Origin of the sequence: Janthinobacterium sp. HH106 (genome assembly GCF_001758725.1) — a bacterium.
Lineage (GTDB): Bacteria > Pseudomonadota > Gammaproteobacteria > Burkholderiales > Burkholderiaceae_D > Janthinobacterium.
Genome location: NZ_LRIC01000030.1, coordinates 173366 through 190510, shown reverse-complemented (window position 1 = coordinate 190510; position 17145 = coordinate 173366). Strand labels below are relative to the sequence as shown.

The following is a 17145-nucleotide window of genomic DNA, read 5'->3' as shown; positions in this document are numbered from 1 at the left end:
CCAGCACTCCAGCACTCAACCCAAGGGCGGCGGCATCAACGGTGGCGGCGCGCTGAGGAACAAGGGCGCCAGCTCGGGGAACTGGGCCAGCTCGGCCCAGGCCGGCAAACCGGCGCGCCACACCTTGGTGGTGCCGGGTGCGACCTGCCCTGCCTGCACGTACTGCACGATCTGCTGGGCCGTGAACGGTCCCTGCTGCTGGCCGTTTATGCCCAGGAAATACTGGTACTCCACCAGGGGCGGCGGCATGCCGCCCAGCGGTGGCGGCGCCATGCCGAAGGCCGGCGCCACGGCAGCGGCCGGCGCGCTGGCCGGGCGCAGCAATTGCTCGAGCCGCCCCGCTTCCAGCATTTCCCCCTTGATCGCATATTTCAGCCGGGGCTGGCCGTCCGCTTCCGGCTCGCGCACTTCCCAGTCGTAGGCGTCGCCGTCGGAGTCGCCGATGACGTTCGCCCATTCCTTCAGGCGCCCCAGCAAGGCTTGCACCGTGCGGTCGAGCTCATCGCTGGCCATGCCCTTGCGGCGCGCCGATTCGCGCAGGCGCGCGCCCAGCTCGGCGGAAATGGCGCTGCCAAAGCCGACGTACGGCAGCTGCGAGCCATCGGCCTGCGCCACCAGCTTGGGCGCATACACGGTGCGTTCATAGTATTTTGCCAGCGCCGCCATGGCCGCCGTCTGCACGGCGTCAAGCGCCGTCAATTTTTCCTCGATGCGCAGCGCGATATTTTTCTCGTACGAGGCCGGCATGCCGTTCTGGCGGATGGCCCGTTCGTTGCCGATGCGGCGCAGGTCGCCCGGTTCGACGGCAAACTGGTACTGGCCCGGCGGCACGACTCTGCCCGTGTGGCGCGTCAGCACGCCCAGCATGATCGCCTGCAGGAACTCGCCGAAATCCTCGGCCAGGCGCTTCATTTCATCGGTATTGGGCGCGATCGGGTGCGTAAATTGCGTTGGATCAATATGCGTGTGGGTCGGCGCCTTGTCGTTGTCGCCTTCCTTGCGGTAGCTGGTGCGCCAGCCTTCCAGGCCCCGCAGCACCGTCATCGGCACGCCGGCCAGCTCGCAATAGCAGACGGCGCGCCCGCGGATGCCCGTCTCGACGATTTCCAGCTGGCTCACCGTGATGCCCACCTGGGTCGGCACGCACGATTCGAGCTCGGCGCCGAATTTCGCCTTGAAGGCGGCCGCGTTGGCTACGCCAATCACGCATTTGAACTGGTCCGACACAACCGTGAAGTCGCCCGCCATGTTGGCGTCGATCCAGGGCATGGAGCAGGCCAGCAGCTTGCGGAAGCGGTCCAGGCGTTCGGACACGTCCATCTGTTCCAATGCCTCGAACAGGGGGTCGGGCGTGCTCGTCGCCCCTTCCGCCAGGCCCGCCGTGGCGATCATGTTCTCGGCCATGCGCGTGACCTTGGCCAGGATCAAACCGCGCTGCGCCGGTTCGCCCAGCATAGGGAATAAGGCTTTCGAGCCGCCCATGTCCTTGAACGCTTCATCGGCCCACTGGCGCAAGGTGGCCGCCGACGGCAGCGCAATGTCTTTTTCCGTGACGGGAATGACGATCAGGGTCGCATGTTCCTTGTCCAGGTCCTTTTGCAGGATGGTATTGGCCGTCTTGAGTTCCGCCAGCATGGCCAGCACGCCTTCGCGGCCCGTTTGCAGCTCGCCCACCAGGCCATTCCACTGTGCGCGGCCCTGCGCATCGACGCCGACCCGGTTGCCCAGCCAGCGCGACAGCTCGCCCAGCAGGATGACGGACTCGTCCGCCGCTTTGGCCCGCAGATGGAATTTCAGCGCATTCGCCATTTCCGTGCGCAAATGATCCATCACCACGCCCGCCTGCTTTTCGCCATTGCTGAGGAAACCGAAGGTGCTGCGCGTCTGTTCCAGGTTGTTCAGCAGCCGCTCGTATTCGCGCGAGCGCACGGCTTCCTTGATTTCGCGGTAGCGCTCGGCATTCGCGCCGATCTGCGCTGTCAAGCCGCTGCCCGGCGCCTCGATGCGGTCCTTGATCTGTTCCACCAGCGACAGCACGTATTCCAGGCCGCCGAATTCCTTATTATCAAGATAGCCGTACAACTGGTCGCGCACGACTTTCTTGACGTCGTCGAGCACTTCGCGGCGGCGCTTGCTGATGCGGTCTTCCGTCGTGTCGGCCGTGGAATCCTGGTCGCGCACGGCGTCGCGTTCCAGGTGCTTCATGGCGTCGCGCACCTGGGCCGGCCATTCGCTGCGGTCGAAGCCCGTGCGGATATCGTTGATGCGCGTATTGACCCGGTTTTCCACGCCGGCCAGCAAGTGGCCGTGGCGGTCTTCCAGCAATTCGTCGACGACGCGGAAATCGATGAAGTCACCACTGGAACGCTTCAGTTCGATGCTTTTGTCGGAAAACTCGGGGAAATCGCTGAACGGCGTGCCCTTCAGGAACATATTAGCGGCGAGGAAATTATCGCGCTGCGTATCCGTGGCGCGGTTGGCGCCCGCGTCCGTGCCGCCCACGCCAAAGAACGCTTGCAGCATGGCGCCGGCCCAGCGGTGGGCCCGCTCGTCGCGCGCCGCTTCCTGGCGCGTATCGAGCACGGCCATGCCGAACGAGGAAAAGCGCTTCGAGAAATACAAACGCATGTCGCCGAAGCGGTCTTGCGGCACGGGCGCGTTGTACAGCGAATTCTTGTGCTGCGCCTGGTTGACGGCGATCGAACGCTTGGCGCGGGCAAAGTCGGCCGAGGCAAAATCCTCGAACAGCGAGTCGGCCACCATGTGGTAGACGTCGCTGACATCCTTGGTGTGCTGCTGGGCAAGGTTGCCCGAATCGATCAGGTACACCTCGCTGTAGGGCTCGCGCGTCAGTTCCGGGCGGTCATACGCATCCCAGCGGCCCACATAACCCTTGTTGCCCATCATGGCCGATTCCAGCTCCATCAGCGCGGCATAGCCGTTGGCCTCGACCCTGTCCTTGTTGGCCTTGGTGTAGCCGGTCGGCAAGAACAGCATCAGCTCCACGTCGGCCGCGCCCACTTCGCTGCGCGCCAGCCAGCGCGCCAGCAAGCCCATGTCGAGGAAGGACCCGGAACCCGTGCCGCCCGCCACGGAACCGACGATGACGATGCGGAAACGGTTCGTTTCCATGCGCAAACCCAGTTCGGCCAGCTGGCGCTCGTGCGACAGGCCCGCCTTCAGGGCTTTCAGTTTCAAGCGGATCTTGTCGCGGATCTTCGCGTACTTGTCGAAGAAATACAGGCGCGACACGGCGCGGATCTGCCCGGCGCCGCTGCTCATGTCGAAACGCAGCTCGCGGATGCGCTGCGGCGTCAGCGGCAGCCATTCCTTGATGTGCGGATATTTCTCCAAGGAATCTTCATCACGGCTGTACTTGTCCATGTCGAACGATTCGACCACCTTGTCATCATCCGTGAACTTCACCTGGTCGAACTGCAAATCCTTCGCCTGCGACTCGCCGCTCTCGATCACGGCGCCATTGTCGAGGTCGAAATGGATGAATTGCGCGATGGGGAAGTCGGCCAGCCCCTCGATGCGCGTGCGGTTGCCCGCGCCGCCCCACAGGGTGTTGAGGATGCGCCGGCGCACACGCATCAACACCTGCATGCCCGTGCCGCCGATGCCGATGAACAGGGTCGGGCGCAGTTCGATGATCTTGTCCTGCTTGCGCTCGCTGGCGCCGCCGGTGATGGTTTGGTTCAGGTTCTCTGCCATGGTGATTCCTTCGATGATGCGTGCAACGGCGTATTCTTAGCGGCGGCTGGAAGTAAAGGTCAACAGTAACGCGACCAGGCCCACCAGCACCAGCGGTCCCATGAACAGCGGCGCGAGGAATTTATGCGCGTTCACGGCCGCCAGCACGACACCGGTCGCCAGACTGGCCAGGAAGATGAACAGCCACCAGCCCGAGGCATTGGCCTTGTTCGGCGGCACGCGCTTGGCCACCAGGCCATTCGCATAGGCATTCTTGGCAAAGAAAAAGGCAACGAACAGCAGCAACAGCACGACGCCGCCGATCAGGGTGTCGCGCGACGAGGTGTCGGTCGTGGCGGCGGCGTCCAACGCGGGCGCAGCTTCGGTGGTGGCCGTGGTGGATGCTGGTGCGCCCGGCGCATCGGCGGCCGGTGGCGCGGATGCCGGGGCCGGCAAGGTAAAGCCTGCGTTGTCTTTTGGAGTCTCTTGCGCCATGGTATGCCTCTGGTGGATTTGAATAGTTTAAAAGGAAATCGTTATCAGGCCAGGCTCAGGGTATGGCCTTCGGCCACGCGCACGACGGCCGGCTTGCCCAGGCCACGCTTGAGTTCGCCGATGTCGCGGCCGTCATCGTCGCGGATCTGCACGCTTTTGAAGGGTTTGAGCAGCACTTGCCGCTGCACACCGTCGGCCATCACCTTGTAGCGCGTGGCGCGCGTGCCCAGCAAACCCAGCGCCAGCAAGCCCAGCACGAGCGCCAGCACACCGCCGAGTATCACCAGCACGGGCAGCAGCGGATACTGGATGCGCACCAGCAGCGGGATCGTCGCCTGCGACGCGCGCACGCTGTCGGGCGGCGTGAACATGCCGGAGATCGGATCGCCGGGAAACAGTTCCTGCAAATCCTTGCCAAAACTGGACGCCAGCGCCAGCCGCTGTTCCGACAGGCCCACCTGCGCCTGCATGGGCAGCAGCACCTGCTTGCCCATGGCGGCCATCGCCTGCGCCGACCACGGCGACGGAATCTGCGCCATCGGCAACGCAAACTGCACCTGCACGGACTGGCTGGCACCCGGCTGCAGCTGGCGGATTTGATCTGGCGCAACGTGCAGCGGCGCGTTCTGGCCTGCCAGGCTGGCGTGCACCCTGGCGCTGTCGATCACGTACGGGAAAAACATGTTTTGCAAGGACGCCTGCAACACCACTTGCGGCACCAGGTTCGCCGCATCGACGTCGAGCACGATGGTGCGCCCGTCGCGGCCCAGGCTGGCATGCACGTTGGCGCTGTTCTTGACGGACTGGGGCACGATGCGCACGGCATCCTGGTCCACCGGTTTCAAGCGCGCGGGCGGACGCGTCAGCACTTGCGACAGCCGCCCCTCGGCCAAGATGCGGGTCAACGCCTCGGACGCGGGCTGGCCATACGCGAGCGCATACACCATCAAGCCCTTGGCGCTGTACAGCTTGCCCTGCACGGGCATGCGCAGCGGAAACACCACCGTCTTGGTGATCGACGGTTCCAGGTGCAGCAAGCGGTAAAAATCGCGGTTGCGCTCGGCCGTCTGGCTGTCGTTGTTCGGGCTGTTCTTGTTATTCGTAAAAATCCACACGATGCCGGACGCGGACTGGAACGGGCCCGTGATGGTCTTGGTCACGGCTTCCTGGAAATCCGTGTCGGCCAGCGCGCCGCCGGCGCTCTTGCGCGCCAGGCCGAGATGGGCCAGCTGGCCCGCCACGCCAGCGCCGCCCTGCCCTTGCCCGATCAGCGCTGGCGACACATTGCTGCCGCTGCTCTGGCTGAAGGCCAGGGTGTAGACCTTGTCGGACGTGTTTGTAGCGGCCTGCGCCACGGCGCCCACCAGGGCTTTCAGCTGCGAATGCTCATCCGTGTAAAACGGCTCCATCCAGCCCGAGTTTTGCACCAGAAACGCTTGCTGGATGCCGGCCGCATGCGCGGCGGCGGCGCTGAAAAGCGCGGCGCAAGCCACGGTCAGTAAGCGCGCCTTCATGCCTGCAAGGCCCAGCCATCGATGCGCGACAGCAGCGGGTGGTAGGCCCACAGCATGCCTTCATGCACAAACAGGCGCACGCGCCACGGCTCGCTGACGGCGAACGTGTGGAACACGGTCTCGCGCAACTCGTCGTCCTGCACCAGCTGGGCCGCCAGGCGCTCGCTCGAGCGCAGCACGCTCGACAGGCCGGCGCTGGTGGCGAACTTGACGCCAAAGACGCTGCTGCCCCCGCCCGATTCCAGCAAGGGCATGACGGCCTGGTTCTTGCCGCCATCGTCGCCGTGTTCCGGTTCTTCCCACGGCGCCGTTTTCAGCTTGGCGGCGAAGCGGTAATTGAAGCTGCCCGAGCACAGGCGCGGCGCCAGCGCGTCGGCCCGCTCGGATTGCGCGCCCAGTTTCACGTAGACATAGGTGCCGCGGCTGCGCTCGAAGCATAGCTGCCACAGGCCGCCATCGCGCGACACGTACGGGCTGCCGAATTCGAAATGCGGCACCAGCCCTTCGGGCCAGGGCGTAAACGAAGCGGCCACGTTGCCGTCCGGCTGCAACTGCAGCCGGAGTTGGCCGTTGGCGCAGGGCCACACGGCCATGCGGTTGTAGGCCACGGGCGCGCTGACGGTGCCCAGGTCGACCACGCCGTCGAGCAGCACGTCGCTGCCCGGCTTTTGTTGCGCATCAAGGTTGACGAAGCGGATGCGGCCATCGTCGTCGCGCAGCGGTGCCCACAGGCGGCTCTGGAACCAGACAGGCGCGGCCACGCACGGCGCGCCACCCACGTGCTCGACCACGTAGGTCAGCGAAGGCACGTCGGGACGGATGCAGGCCAGGCCATGGCTGGTCGGCAAGACCAGCACGCTATTGAAGTCAGGCACCAGCTCGGCGCGCCAGGCGCCGTGGGCCAGGTCCGATTCGGCCAGCAAGCTGCCATAGTCGGGGTCCAGCGCCAGCCAGCGTTTCGAGGCGGGCAGCCAGGCGTGCAGGACGGCCTTGCGCGGGTCGAGCGCCAGCAGCGCGGGCGCGCTGGTGCCGAACGGGGCGGAAAAGAATTCGTATTCGCCGGGCGGCGGCATGGGCAGCGAGGCATCGGCTTGCGCATGCTCTTCGCGCGCACGCTGGTCAGCCAGCTTCAGCGGTACGCTGGCCTGGCGCAAGCCGGCCGGACCGGCCGGCGGCACATCGCTGACAGGATGCGCGCCGAAAGGAGGAACCCAAGGCGCCACCCCGGACGGCGTGGCGGCCGCCTCGGGCGGCACTTGCAAGGCCGCGCCCGAGGCGGGGTCGAACGTAAATTCGGGCGGAAACTGCCGCACGGGCGCGCCGGCCGCCGCCGGCAGGCGCCGCGCCAGCATCAGCTTGCCGATATCGGCCTGGCTCACCAAGGGCGAGACGTTCTGGCCGTCCGCGCTGCGCTGCATGCTCCACGCGCCCGCGTCATCGACGTACCAGGCGCCGGAGGGCAGTGGCCAATCCCCAGAAGTTTTATGATCCATGTATTTTCTATGACAAGCAATGCATATCAGACGGTGTAACGTGCTGGGGCTGTCGAAACGAAGTCGCAGCCCTGGCAGTTCTCATAGTAACGTCTTTTTATCTGTATGGAAACATTGACGACGGTCCTCAGCCCTGCTGCGTCCGCACTTTCGTCAACAGCTTGGTGGTCGAGCGGTCGTGCGCGAAATCGATGGCCACGGCCTGGCCGCCATACGCCAGCACGGCGCGCCCTTCGGGGATGGCCGCCATGTCGTAGTCGCCGCCCTTGGCATAGATTTCCGGTTCGATCTCCTGCACCACTTCCAGGGCGCTGTCTTCCGAGAACGGCACGACCAGGCTCACCGCTTCCAGCGCGGCCAGCACGGCCATGCGGTCTTCGCAGCTGTTCAGGGGACGGTCGTCGCCCTTGCCCAGGCGTTTCACTGATGCATCAGTATTCACGGCAACGATCAGCGAAGCGCCCAGCGCGCGCGCCTGCGCCAAATACGTCACGTGGCCGCGGTGCAAAATGTCGAACACGCCGTTCGTCACTACCACCGGTTTCGGCAGGGCCGCGGCGCGGGCGCGCAGTTCATCACGGCCGCACAGTTTGTTTTCAAAATCAGGCATGGATATCTCTTGTTGGGTTAAATACGGTCACACTCAGGCGTGGCTATCGCCTTGGATGCCGCCGGCATCGCGGCGCCAGGCATCGATCAAGGCCAGAATGGCAGGATCCAGGCCCTCTTCGGCGATGCGATCTTGCCGGTAATAAATCATCAGCGCATACACGCCGGCCAGGCGGCTGACGGGTGGCGACAGCGCATATTCATTGCCGCGCGCCGGTTGCCGGGCACGCCAGTAATTGATCGCCGCTTCCAGCGCCTGCATCCGCAATTCCATCGCCCCCTCCTTCCGCCGCCCGCTCCCGCATTATAGGGGGCGATCCGCTACAATACGCCATCGGCGCCACAGTTTCACGTTTGCGCCACCTTTCATTCATTGCAAGTAAGTACTTCCTGTGTTTCAATCAACCTATGACACTGACTGAACTGAAATATATCGTTGCAGTCGCGCGAGCGAAGCACTTCGGCCATGCCGCCGAAGCCTGTTTCGTTGCCCAGCCCACCCTGTCAGTGGCCATCAAGAAACTCGAAGACGAATTGGGCGTGGTCCTGTTCGAACGGGGCGGCGCGGAAATCTCCGTCACGCCCCTGGGCGCGCAGATCATCGCGCAAGCCGAGCGCGTGCTGGAACAGACGGCCGCCATCAAGGAACTCGCCAAGCAGAACAAGGACCCGCTGGCCGGCCCCCTGCGCCTGGGCGTGATCTATACGATCGGCCCCTACCTGCTGCCGCCGCTGGTCAAGGCCATGATAGACCAGGTACCGCAGATGCCTTTGATTTTGCAGGAAAACTTCACGGTTCGCCTGCTCGAATTGCTGCGCCAGGGCGAACTGGACGTGGCCATCATGGCGCTGCCCCTGCCCGATCACGGCATGGCCATCCAGGAACTGTATGACGAACCGTTCGTCGTGGCCATGCCGCGCCAGCATCCGTGGACGGCGCGTGAAAAAATCGCCGCACAGGATTTGAAATCGGAAACCATGCTGTTGCTGGGCAATGGCCACTGTTTCCGCGACCAGGTGCTGGAAGTGTGCCCCGAAATGGCGCGCTTTTCCTCGCCCGGCAACGGCATGCAGCGCACGTTCGAAGGTTCCTCTCTGGAAACCATCCGCCACATGGTGGCCAGCGGTATCGGCCTGACGGTCTTGCCGCGCGCCTCGGTCGCCAATATGCACGCCACCGACGGCATGCTCGAGTACCGGCCGTTCGCCACCCCCGTGCCATCGCGCCGGGTGGTGATGCTGTGGCGCAAGAGTTTTACGCGCAAGGCGGCCATCGACGCCCTGTGCGCGGCCATCGCCGGCTGCAACTTGCCTGGCATCACCCCCTTGTGCGAAGACGACGAATAGTACATTTACATACTATTTGCGATAATCGACCTTTCTCTTCAACAAGATCGAGTCTTTCATGAACAAGCTGGCGCTGTATTTCCGCCTGATACGGCTGGACAAGCCTATCGGTACCGTATTGCTGCTGTGGCCTACCCTGTGCGCGCTGTGGCTGGCGCAGCAAGGCGTGCCGGACTGGCGGCTGCTGCTCATCTTCACGCTCGGCACTTTCCTGATGCGCTCGGCAGGCTGCGCCATCAACGACTACGCCGACCAGGATATCGACAAATTCGTCAAGCGCACGGCGGACCGTCCCATCACCAGCGGACGCATCAGCGGCAAGGAAGCGCTGGCCGTGGCCGGCGTGCTGACCGTGCTGGCCTTTTGCCTGATCCTGCCCCTGAATGCGCTGACCAAGCAACTGTCCGTGGCGGCCGTCATCATCGCCGGCACCTATCCCTACTTCAAGCGCTTCTTTGCGATTCCGCAAGCGTATCTGGGCATCGCCTTCGGCTTCGGCATTCCCATGGGCTTTGCCGCCATCACGGATTCCGTGCCCGTCGTCGCCTGGCTGCTGCTGCTGGGGAATGTCTTCTGGGCCGTGGCCTACGATACGGAATATGCGATGGTCGACCGCGACGACGACTTGAAAATCGGCATCAAGACCTCGGCCATCACCTTCGGCCGCTACGACGTGGCCATCGTCATGTTCTGCTATGCCGTTTTCCTGCTGCTGTGGCTGGCATGCGGCTGGTATCTGGGCTTGCGTTACTGGTTCGTCGCCGGCTTGCTGGTGGCGGCCGGCTGCGCCGTTTATCACTACACCCTGATCCGCGCACGCGAGCGTATGCCGTGTTTTGCGGCATTCCGGCATAATAACTGGCTAGGAGCAGCGGTCTTTGCGGGCGTGGTACTGGACATTGCTTTCCGTTAAGCAATGATCTTTGCGCCGCGGCAGCCCTTGAGGCGGCGCAAGACAGGCCTGGCCGCAGCTGCCTACACTGGTATTTCACTGTGCAGTTTCACTTCCATGAGGTAATACATGAACTCGATACATACCGGCAAATCCAGCAGCGACAGCATCCTCGCCGACGCCGACAAGGCCCGCGACAAACTGGTCGGCGACCTGAAAAACGTCATCAATGAAGCGGAAGGCTGGCTCGATGGCGCCAAGGATCAGACTGGCGAGAATGTCAAAGCCGTCAAGGACAAGTTCATCGCCACCCTGGAAACGGCCAAGAAAGATTTGATCAAGCTGGAAGAAGACTTGCTCGAACGTACCAAGAAGGCGGCCAAGGCCACCGACGAATACGTGCAGGACAATCCATGGAAAGCCGTGGGTGCGGGCGCCGTCGTGGGCGTGCTGTTCGGCCTGCTGCTCTCCTCGTCACGCCGCTAGTAGTACCGGCGGCGCAGGCCGCCTCCCCTGACGCGAAAGGCAGCATATGGCTATCATGCACCATGTCGCCCAAGTCGCAGCGACCCTCGCCGCCATCGTCCAGACCCGTCTGGCCCTGGCGGCCGTGGAAATGGAAGAAGAGTCGCTGCGCTTCCTGTCCTATCTGGCGCTGGCCATGCTGGCGCTGCTGTGCCTGTTCGTCGGCCTCGTCTTGATCGTATTCCTCGTCATCGTGCTGTTCTGGGATACGCACCGCATCGCCGCCATCGCCATCACGGCCGCCGTCTTCATCGTCGCCGCCGTCGCCACCCTGCTGGGCGTGCGCGCCAGTTTCCGCAGCAAGCCGAAACTGCTGTCCTTCACACTTTCCGAACTGAACAAAGACCTGGACGAGCTGCAACTACTGGCCCGCCGGGGATCGGAGCGGCCATGACCACGCATCCCACCAAACTGTCGCATGTGCATACGGCCGCCAGCCTGGCGCAGCGGCGCGACGCGCTGCTGGCCGAATGCGCGCTGCAGCGCCTGGCCCTGGGCGTGCAGACACGCCAATTGCTGGAACCTTTAACGGGCGGCAATCTGCGCCACACCCTGACCACGCGTTTTAAAATTCCCCTGATGGTGGGCGGCGCCGTGCTGGGCTTGCTGCTGGTGCGCCCGAGCCGCTTCCTGCCGCTGCTGCGGGCCAGCGGCGCGCTGCTCAAGCACGCCACCACCGCCATGCCCGTCGTGCTGGCGCTGGCGCAGCGCTTCAGCAAGAAAGACACGCCGCCATAAAATATTTTTGCCTGGCTGCATCCAAATGGCCGGCCCCTGCGTAGTAATGGTATCAACCAGCCGGTTGAGCCAACTACCAGGAGCTTGCCATGCATGCCACCACCGCCCCACGCCATACCGCCCCCTCGCTCACCGTCCTGTGCGCCGCCCTGCTCGTGGCTGCCTGCGCACCGATGAGCGCACGCTACTCGCAGGAACAATTGCCGAACGCCGTCAAGGTGCCCGATGGCCATCAGGTCGCCATGCAGACGGTGGGCGTGGGCAAGATCGCCTACGAATGCAAGGCGAAGAAAGACATGACGGGGCATGAATGGGTCTTCGTGGGACCGGACGCGGCCCTGAACGACCGCAGCGGCATGCAAGTGGGCACGTATGTGGGCCCGCCCGCCACCTGGGCCAACCTGGACGGCTCGAAAGTGACGGCGACGCAAGTGGCCGTGGCACCGGCCGGCGCGGGCAATATCCCGTATCAGCTGGTGAAAGCCAATCCGGCCACGGGCAGCGGCGCCATGCAGGGCGTCAGCTACATCCAGCGCGTGGCCACCCGCGGCGGCGTGGCGCCAAGCAGCCCCTGCGGCATGGAGTCCGTCGGTGCCAAACAATGGGTGCCCTACCAGGCCGACTACATCTTCTGGAAATCGGCATAAATCCTTTCAAGCGACGGTTGGCAAGCGGGTTTCTGACCTATACTCGGCCTTGAAAACTTGCTAACCGTTCACTCAACGATTGCACCGACCTTGCCAGCCCACGCCGCCCCTTACGATTACGATGCCGCCCTGCGCGCCTGCGCCAGGGGCGAGCAGCAGGCATTGCATGGCCTGTACCAGCAGGAAAGCCGCTATCTGCTGGGCGTGGCCCTGCGCATCGTGCGCCAGCGGGCCTTGGCCGAAGATGTGCTGCACGATGCCTTTCTGAACATCTGGCGCCGCGCCGGCAGCTTCGACGCCACGCGCGGCAGCGGCAAGGGCTGGATCTATGTGGTGGTGCGGCACCAGGCGCTGAACGTGGCGCGCGCCCGCGCCCATGAAGTATCGGCCGACGAGGATACCGTGGAAACCCTGCTGCATGAACGCGAAGGCAACGATGCCGACGCCACCTCGGACGCCTACGCCCTGCAGGCGAACATGGGCAAGCTGCACGACTGCCTGGGCCACCTGGACGAACCCAAGCGCAACAGCATCCTGTACGCCTACGTCGATGGCTGTTCCCATAGCGAGATCGCGCAGCGCCTGCAAGCGCCGCTGGGGACCGTCAAGGCCTGGGTCAAGCGGGGCCTGGCCGCCTTGCGGGAGTGCATGGGATGATCAACAGCGACGAGGAATGGCAAAGGCTGGCCGGCGAATACGTGCTGGGCACCCTGGACCTGGCCGAACGCGCGGCAGTGGAGCAGCGTATGCCGCTTGACACCGCCTTGCGCGACGCCGTGGCCGACTGGGAACGGCGTCTGCTGCCCTTGACGACTCTGGCGCCGCCCGAAACGCCCTCGGCGCAACTGTGGCCGCGCATCAGCGCCAGCCTGTTCACGCCGAACACCGTGCGGCAGGCGGGCGGCTGGCTGGCGTGGTGGAACAGCCTGGCCTTCTGGAGAGTGCTGGCCGGCGGCGGCTTGCTGGCCACGGCCGCGCTGGCCGTGCTGGTGAGCGTGCAGCTGCAGGCGCCAGCCGGACCCGGCTACCTGGTGGTGCTGGTGGCGCCGCAAGATAAATCGCCGGGCTGGATCGTGCAGGCGGGCGGACGCGGCGGCAAGAACCGCGACCTGAGCCTGATCCCGCTGGGGCCGACTAGCGTGCCGCAGCAGAAAGCCCTGCAATTCTGGACCAAGGGCAAGGACTGGGGCGCGCCCGTCTCGCTGGGCCTGGTCAAGCCGGGGCAAAGCCTCAAGTTGACCCTGGACAAGCTGCCGCCGCTGCAGCCCGAGCAATTGTTTGAAATCACCTTGGAGCCGGCGACGGGTTCGCCCACGGGCAGGCCGACGGGGCCGGTGCTCTACATCGGCCGCGCCGTCAAGGTCATGTAATTACCTGCCCACTTATTTACCCAGCTCGTCTCCCATCTCGCGCCCCCGCTGCGCGGCCGCCTTGATGCCCTTGACGATGGCCGCCTTCACGCCGCTCTCTTCCATGCTGGTCAAGGCCGCATAGGTCGTGCCGCCTTTCGACGTGACCCGCTCGCGCAGCAAGGACACGGGCTCGCTGGAATTCGCCGCCAGCTGCGCCGCGCCCGTAAACGTGGCAATGGCCAGCTGCGTGCCCTGCTCGGGCGTCAAGCCCAGCTCGACCGCTGCCTGCTGCATCGCTTCGATAAAGTAAAACACATAGGCGGGACCGCTGCCGGAGACGGCCGTGACGGGATCGATCTTCGCTTCGTCGTCGAGCCAGACGGTCTGGCCGACGGCGCGCAGGATGGCGTCCGCCGTCTTTTTCTGTTCGTCGCTCACGCCGCTGCTGGCCACCATGCCCGTGATGCCCATGCCGATCAGGGCCGGCGTGTTCGGCATGCAGCGCACGATGGCGGAATAATCGCCGAGCCAGCGCGACAGATCGGCCGCGCGGATGCCGGCCGCGATCGACAGGACCAAGGGCGCCCGCTCGCCGTCGAGGAAGGGCAGCAACTGCGCCGCCACGTCGCGCATGCTTTGCGGTTTCACGGCCAGCACGATCACGTCCACGCCGCGCAACGCGTCACCGGCGGACGTTGCCGTCGTGACGCCGAATTGCGCCTGCAGTTTTTCCAGCGCGGGGGCGTGCGGGTCGATCACGTGGATGTTGCCGCCCAGGGTCAGCTTGCCCGCCAGGCCGGCGATCAGGGCCGCGGCCATGTTGCCGCCGCCTACAAATGCGATATTCAATTCTGTCGTCATGCTTGTTCTCTCTTCATCAGGAATAGTTGCGGGAACCGAAGATGGCGCTGCCCACGCGCACGATGGTGGCGCCCTCGAGCACGGCGGCGCGCAAGTCGGCCGACATGCCCATCGACAGGGTGTCGAGCGCCAGCCCGTCCGCCTGCAATTGTTCGTACAGCGCGCGCAATTGCGCGAACGCACGGCGCTGGAGGGTGACATCCGTTTCCGGCTCAGGAATCGCCATCAAGCCGCGCAAACGCAAGCGGGGCAGCAGCGCCACGGCATGCGCCAGCGCCGGCAAGTCAGCCGGCGTTACGCCGCTCTTGCTGGCTTCGCCGCTGATATTGACTTGCAGACAGATATTCAGGTCAGGCAAGCCGGCCGGGCGCTGCTCGGACAGGCGCGCGGCGATCTTTTCCCGTTCCACCGTATGCACCCAGTCGAAGTGCTCGGCGATGGGGCGCGTCTTGTTGCTCTGGATGGGGCCGATGAAATGCCATGCCGGGACGTGCTGCGGCGAGGCCTCCTTCACAAAGGCGATCTTGTCGAGCGCTTCCTGCAGATAGTTTTCGCCAAACGCCATCTGGCCCGCGCGCATGGCGTCCAGCACGGCGTCCGCGCCGAAGGTTTTTGACACGGCCAGCAGGGTCACGTCGGCAGGCGCGCGCTGCGCCTCCACGGCCGCCTGCGCAATACTGTCGCGCACGGCTTGCAAGTTCTGTTCGATTGTGGACATAATCATTTTCTAGTGTATAGGGGCGGCGGCACAGTGCGCCAGCCCATCAATGCAGGCACAGGGATTATAAATGGACATCTCCGAACTTCTCGCTTTCTCCGTCAGCAACAAGGCTTCCGACCTGCACCTGTCTTCCGGCCTGCCGCCGATGATACGGGTCCATGGCGACGTGCGCCGCCTCAACGTGGCGCCGCTTGAGCACAAGGAAGTGCACAGCATGATCTACGACATCATGAACGACAGCCAGCGCAAGGCGTATGAAGAGGCGCTCGAGTGCGATTTCTCGTTCGAAATTCCCGGCCTGGCCCGCTTCCGCGTCAACGCCTACAACCAGGAACGCGGCGCCTCGGCCGTGCTGCGCACGATTCCGTCGAAAGTGCTGACCCTGGAAGACCTGAACGCGCCGCGCATCTTCGGCGAACTGGCCATGCGCCCGCGGGGCCTCGTGCTGGTGACGGGCCCGACGGGTTCGGGCAAGTCGACCACCCTGGCGGCCATGGTGAACCACGTCAACGAACGGCTGAATCACCATATTCTGACCATCGAAGACCCGATCGAATTCGTGCATGAGCCGAAAAAATGCCTGATCAACCAGCGCGAGGTGGGCTCGCACACGCATTCGTTCAGCAATGCGCTGCGCTCGGCCCTGCGCGAAGACCCGGACGTCATTCTGGTGGGCGAATTGCGCGACCTGGAAACCATCCGCCTGGCGCTGACGGCGGCCGAAACGGGCCACCTGGTGTTCGGCACCCTGCATACCTCGTCGGCGGCAAAATCGATCGACCGCATCATCGACGTCTTCCCCGCCGAGGAAAAGGAAATGGTGCGCGCCATGCTGTCCGAGTCCTTGCAAGCCGTCATTTCGCAGAACTTGCTCAAAACCAAAGACGGCGCTGGGCGCGTGGCCGCGCATGAAATCATGCTGGCCACGCCGGCCGTGCGCAACCTGATCCGCGAAGCGAAAGTGGCGCAAATGTATTCGGCCATCCAGACGGGCAGCAACGTGGGCATGCAGACGCTGGACCAGTGCCTGTCCGACCTCGTGCGGCGCGGCACGATCTCGGCGGAAACTGCCCGCTCGGCCGCCAAGTCGCCCGAAAACTTCCCCGGATAAGCCATGCAGACGACGCACGAACACTATGGCGCCATGCACGCGCTGCTGGCGCAGATGCGCGCACGGGGCGGCTCCGACCTGTTCATCACGGCCGGGTTTCCGCCCGCCATCAAGCTCGACGGCAAGCTGACGCCGCTGGCGGGCGCCGCGCTGGCCGCGCAGCAGGCGGCCGGCTACGTGCGCGCCGTCATGAACGAACGCCAGGCGGCCGAGTTCGAATCGAGCCGCGAAGCCAATTTCGCCATCAGCCCGGACGGTCTGGGGCGTTTCCGCGTGTCCGCCTTCGTGCAGATGGGCCAGGCAGGCATGGTCTTGCGCTTGATCAATACCGCCATCCCCACCCTGGATGGATTGGGTTTACCCGCCATCCTGCAAGACATCGTGATGAGCAAGCGGGGCCTCGTCATCATGGTGGGCGCCACGGGCTGCGGCAAGTCGACCACCCTGGCGGCCATGGTGGGCCACCGCAACGCGCACAGCCATGGCCACATCATCACCATCGAAGACCCCGTGGAATTCATCCATCCGCACGGCAACTGCATCGTCACCCAGCGCGAAGTGGGCGTCGACACGGACGACTGGGCCACGGCCCTGAAAAACACCTTGCGCCAGGCGCCCGACGTGATCCAGATCGGCGAAATACGCGACCGCGACACGATGGACCACGCCATCGCGTTTGCCGAGACGGGCCACCTGTGCCTGGCCACCCTGCACGCGAACAACGCCAACCAGGCGCTGGACCGCATCATCAATTTCTTCCCGGAAGAGCGGCGCCAGCAACTGCTGATGGATCTGTCGCTGAATTTGAAGGGCATGATTTCGCAGCGCTTGATCCCCAACAAGGATGGCGGCGGGCGCAAGGCGGCGCTGGAAATCCTGCTCAACTCGCCGCTGATGAGCGACCTGATCTTCAAGGGTCAGGTGCACGAGATCAAGGAATTGATGAAAAAATCGCGCGAGCATGGCATGCAGACGTTCGACCAGGCCCTGTTCGACCTGCACGAAGCGGGCGCCATCAGCCATGAAGACGCGCTGCGCAATGCGGACTCCGTCAACGACCTGCGCCTGGCGATCAAACTCAAGGGCGCCACGGCGCCGGAACCCGCCCCGCAAACGGGCGCCACCAAACTGGGACTCCTCTGAC

The 17145-nt window shown here is 64.5% G+C and carries 18 protein-coding genes; 10 read left to right on the top strand and 8 right to left on the bottom strand.

Features of this window, described 5'->3' with window-relative positions; translation table 11 throughout:
• Positions 1 to 15: 15 nt before the first annotated feature.
• The 6 genes from JAB8_RS13860 to JAB8_RS13835 all read right to left on the bottom strand — a co-directional run bounded on the left by JAB8_RS13860 (position 16) and on the right by JAB8_RS13835 (position 8081).
• Positions 16 to 3717 (bottom strand): tubulin-like doman-containing protein, encoded by a 3702-nt coding sequence (locus JAB8_RS13860; protein ID WP_083287718.1) that lies wholly within the window; start codon positions 3715 to 3717, stop codon positions 16 to 18.
• 36 nt (positions 3718 to 3753) lie between these two features.
• Complete coding sequence (locus JAB8_RS13855; protein WP_070222572.1) at positions 3754 to 4191, bottom strand: hypothetical protein; 438 nt, start codon at positions 4189 to 4191, stop codon at positions 3754 to 3756.
• Between the two features lie 44 nt (positions 4192 to 4235).
• Positions 4236 to 5705 (bottom strand): hypothetical protein, encoded by a 1470-nt coding sequence (locus JAB8_RS13850; protein ID WP_083287717.1) that lies wholly within the window; start codon positions 5703 to 5705, stop codon positions 4236 to 4238.
• Positions 5702 to 7198, bottom strand: coding sequence for a hypothetical protein (locus JAB8_RS13845; RefSeq protein ID WP_139143046.1), 1497 nt, complete (start codon positions 7196 to 7198; stop codon positions 5702 to 5704). The genes JAB8_RS13850 and JAB8_RS13845 overlap by 4 nt, the downstream gene beginning before the upstream one ends.
• A gap of 127 nt (positions 7199 to 7325) precedes the next feature.
• Positions 7326 to 7808 carry a D-glycero-beta-D-manno-heptose 1-phosphate adenylyltransferase gene (rfaE2, locus tag JAB8_RS13840; protein WP_070290092.1) on the bottom strand — a complete coding sequence of 161 codons (483 nt, stop codon included), beginning with the start codon at positions 7806 to 7808 and terminating at the stop codon, positions 7326 to 7328.
• 33 nt (positions 7809 to 7841) lie between these two features.
• A complete protein-coding gene (locus JAB8_RS13835; protein WP_070290090.1) occupies positions 7842 to 8081 on the bottom strand; it encodes a DUF3717 domain-containing protein in 240 nt (79 codons plus the stop codon).
• A 134-nt stretch (positions 8082 to 8215) separates the two neighbouring features.
• Between JAB8_RS13835 and JAB8_RS13830 the strand changes: the two genes are divergently transcribed.
• From JAB8_RS13830 to JAB8_RS13795, 8 genes are all read left to right on the top strand, one after another.
• On the top strand, positions 8216 to 9154 hold the full coding sequence (locus JAB8_RS13830) for a hydrogen peroxide-inducible genes activator (protein WP_070290088.1): 939 nt from the start codon (positions 8216 to 8218) through the stop codon (positions 9152 to 9154).
• 58 nt (positions 9155 to 9212) lie between these two features.
• Positions 9213 to 10067 (top strand): 4-hydroxybenzoate octaprenyltransferase, encoded by an 855-nt coding sequence (gene ubiA / locus JAB8_RS13825; protein WP_070290086.1) that lies wholly within the window; start codon positions 9213 to 9215, stop codon positions 10065 to 10067.
• A gap of 108 nt (positions 10068 to 10175) precedes the next feature.
• A complete protein-coding gene (locus JAB8_RS13820) occupies positions 10176 to 10532 on the top strand; it encodes a DUF883 family protein (RefSeq protein WP_070290084.1) in 357 nt (118 codons plus the stop codon).
• Positions 10533 to 10587: 55 nt separating this feature from the next.
• Positions 10588 to 10965, top strand: coding sequence for a phage holin family protein (locus JAB8_RS13815; protein WP_083287244.1), 378 nt, complete (start codon positions 10588 to 10590; stop codon positions 10963 to 10965).
• Positions 10962 to 11309 (top strand): hypothetical protein, encoded by a 348-nt coding sequence (locus tag JAB8_RS13810; protein WP_070290081.1) that lies wholly within the window; start codon positions 10962 to 10964, stop codon positions 11307 to 11309. Before JAB8_RS13815 ends, JAB8_RS13810 begins: the two co-directional genes overlap by 4 nt.
• Positions 11310 to 11398: 89 nt before the next feature.
• Positions 11399 to 11956 (top strand): DUF3455 domain-containing protein, encoded by a 558-nt coding sequence (locus tag JAB8_RS13805; protein ID WP_070290079.1) that lies wholly within the window; start codon positions 11399 to 11401, stop codon positions 11954 to 11956.
• A gap of 57 nt (positions 11957 to 12013) precedes the next feature.
• Complete coding sequence (locus tag JAB8_RS13800) at positions 12014 to 12613, top strand: sigma-70 family RNA polymerase sigma factor (RefSeq protein ID WP_254679516.1); 600 nt, start codon at positions 12014 to 12016, stop codon at positions 12611 to 12613.
• On the top strand, positions 12610 to 13326 hold the full coding sequence (locus tag JAB8_RS13795) for an anti-sigma factor (protein ID WP_070290075.1): 717 nt from the start codon (positions 12610 to 12612) through the stop codon (positions 13324 to 13326). Before JAB8_RS13800 ends, JAB8_RS13795 begins: the two co-directional genes overlap by 4 nt.
• A gap of 12 nt (positions 13327 to 13338) precedes the next feature.
• On the opposite strand, the gene proC is transcribed toward JAB8_RS13795, so the two are convergent.
• Positions 13339 to 14169: a pyrroline-5-carboxylate reductase gene (gene proC / locus JAB8_RS13790; RefSeq protein ID WP_070290073.1), complete on the bottom strand. Its 831-nt coding sequence runs from the start codon at positions 14167 to 14169 to the stop codon at positions 13339 to 13341.
• 16 nt (positions 14170 to 14185) lie between these two features.
• Positions 14186 to 14887: a YggS family pyridoxal phosphate-dependent enzyme gene (locus JAB8_RS13785; protein WP_070290071.1), complete on the bottom strand. Its 702-nt coding sequence runs from the start codon at positions 14885 to 14887 to the stop codon at positions 14186 to 14188.
• Between the two features lie 70 nt (positions 14888 to 14957).
• On the opposite strand from JAB8_RS13785, the gene JAB8_RS13780 reads away from it, so the two are divergent.
• Both JAB8_RS13780 and JAB8_RS13775 read left to right on the top strand, forming a co-directional pair.
• Positions 14958 to 16001, top strand: coding sequence for a type IV pilus twitching motility protein PilT (locus tag JAB8_RS13780; RefSeq protein ID WP_070222601.1), 1044 nt, complete (start codon positions 14958 to 14960; stop codon positions 15999 to 16001).
• 3 nt (positions 16002 to 16004) lie between these two features.
• Positions 16005 to 17144, top strand: coding sequence for a PilT/PilU family type 4a pilus ATPase (locus tag JAB8_RS13775; RefSeq protein WP_175445197.1), 1140 nt, complete (start codon positions 16005 to 16007; stop codon positions 17142 to 17144).
• Position 17145 lies beyond the last annotated feature (1 nt).

Coding starts and splice junctions, on each gene's coding strand:
- JAB8_RS13845 (WP_139143046.1), bottom strand. CDS start 7,198: ATGGATCATAAAACTTCTGGGGATTGGCCACTGCCCTCCGGCGCCTGG.
- JAB8_RS13855 (WP_070222572.1), bottom strand. CDS start 4,191: ATGGCGCAAGAGACTCCAAAAGACAACGCAGGCTTTACCTTGCCGGCC.
- JAB8_RS13785 (WP_070290071.1), bottom strand. CDS start 14,887: ATGTCCACAATCGAACAGAACTTGCAAGCCGTGCGCGACAGTATTGCG.
- JAB8_RS13860 (WP_083287718.1), bottom strand. CDS start 3,717: ATGGCAGAGAACCTGAACCAAACCATCACCGGCGGCGCCAGCGAGCGC.
- JAB8_RS13815 (WP_083287244.1), top strand. CDS start 10,588: ATGCACCATGTCGCCCAAGTCGCAGCGACCCTCGCCGCCATCGTCCAG.
- JAB8_RS13830 (WP_070290088.1), top strand. CDS start 8,216: ATGACACTGACTGAACTGAAATATATCGTTGCAGTCGCGCGAGCGAAG.
- JAB8_RS13795 (WP_070290075.1), top strand. CDS start 12,610: ATGATCAACAGCGACGAGGAATGGCAAAGGCTGGCCGGCGAATACGTG.
- proC (WP_070290073.1), bottom strand. CDS start 14,169: ATGACGACAGAATTGAATATCGCATTTGTAGGCGGCGGCAACATGGCC.
- JAB8_RS13805 (WP_070290079.1), top strand. CDS start 11,399: ATGCATGCCACCACCGCCCCACGCCATACCGCCCCCTCGCTCACCGTC.
- JAB8_RS13820 (WP_070290084.1), top strand. CDS start 10,176: ATGAACTCGATACATACCGGCAAATCCAGCAGCGACAGCATCCTCGCC.
- JAB8_RS13775 (WP_175445197.1), top strand. CDS start 16,005: ATGCAGACGACGCACGAACACTATGGCGCCATGCACGCGCTGCTGGCG.
- JAB8_RS13835 (WP_070290090.1), bottom strand. CDS start 8,081: ATGGAATTGCGGATGCAGGCGCTGGAAGCGGCGATCAATTACTGGCGT.
- rfaE2 (WP_070290092.1), bottom strand. CDS start 7,808: ATGCCTGATTTTGAAAACAAACTGTGCGGCCGTGATGAACTGCGCGCC.
- JAB8_RS13850 (WP_083287717.1), bottom strand. CDS start 5,705: ATGAAGGCGCGCTTACTGACCGTGGCTTGCGCCGCGCTTTTCAGCGCC.
- ubiA (WP_070290086.1), top strand. CDS start 9,213: ATGAACAAGCTGGCGCTGTATTTCCGCCTGATACGGCTGGACAAGCCT.
- JAB8_RS13780 (WP_070222601.1), top strand. CDS start 14,958: ATGGACATCTCCGAACTTCTCGCTTTCTCCGTCAGCAACAAGGCTTCC.
- JAB8_RS13810 (WP_070290081.1), top strand. CDS start 10,962: ATGACCACGCATCCCACCAAACTGTCGCATGTGCATACGGCCGCCAGC.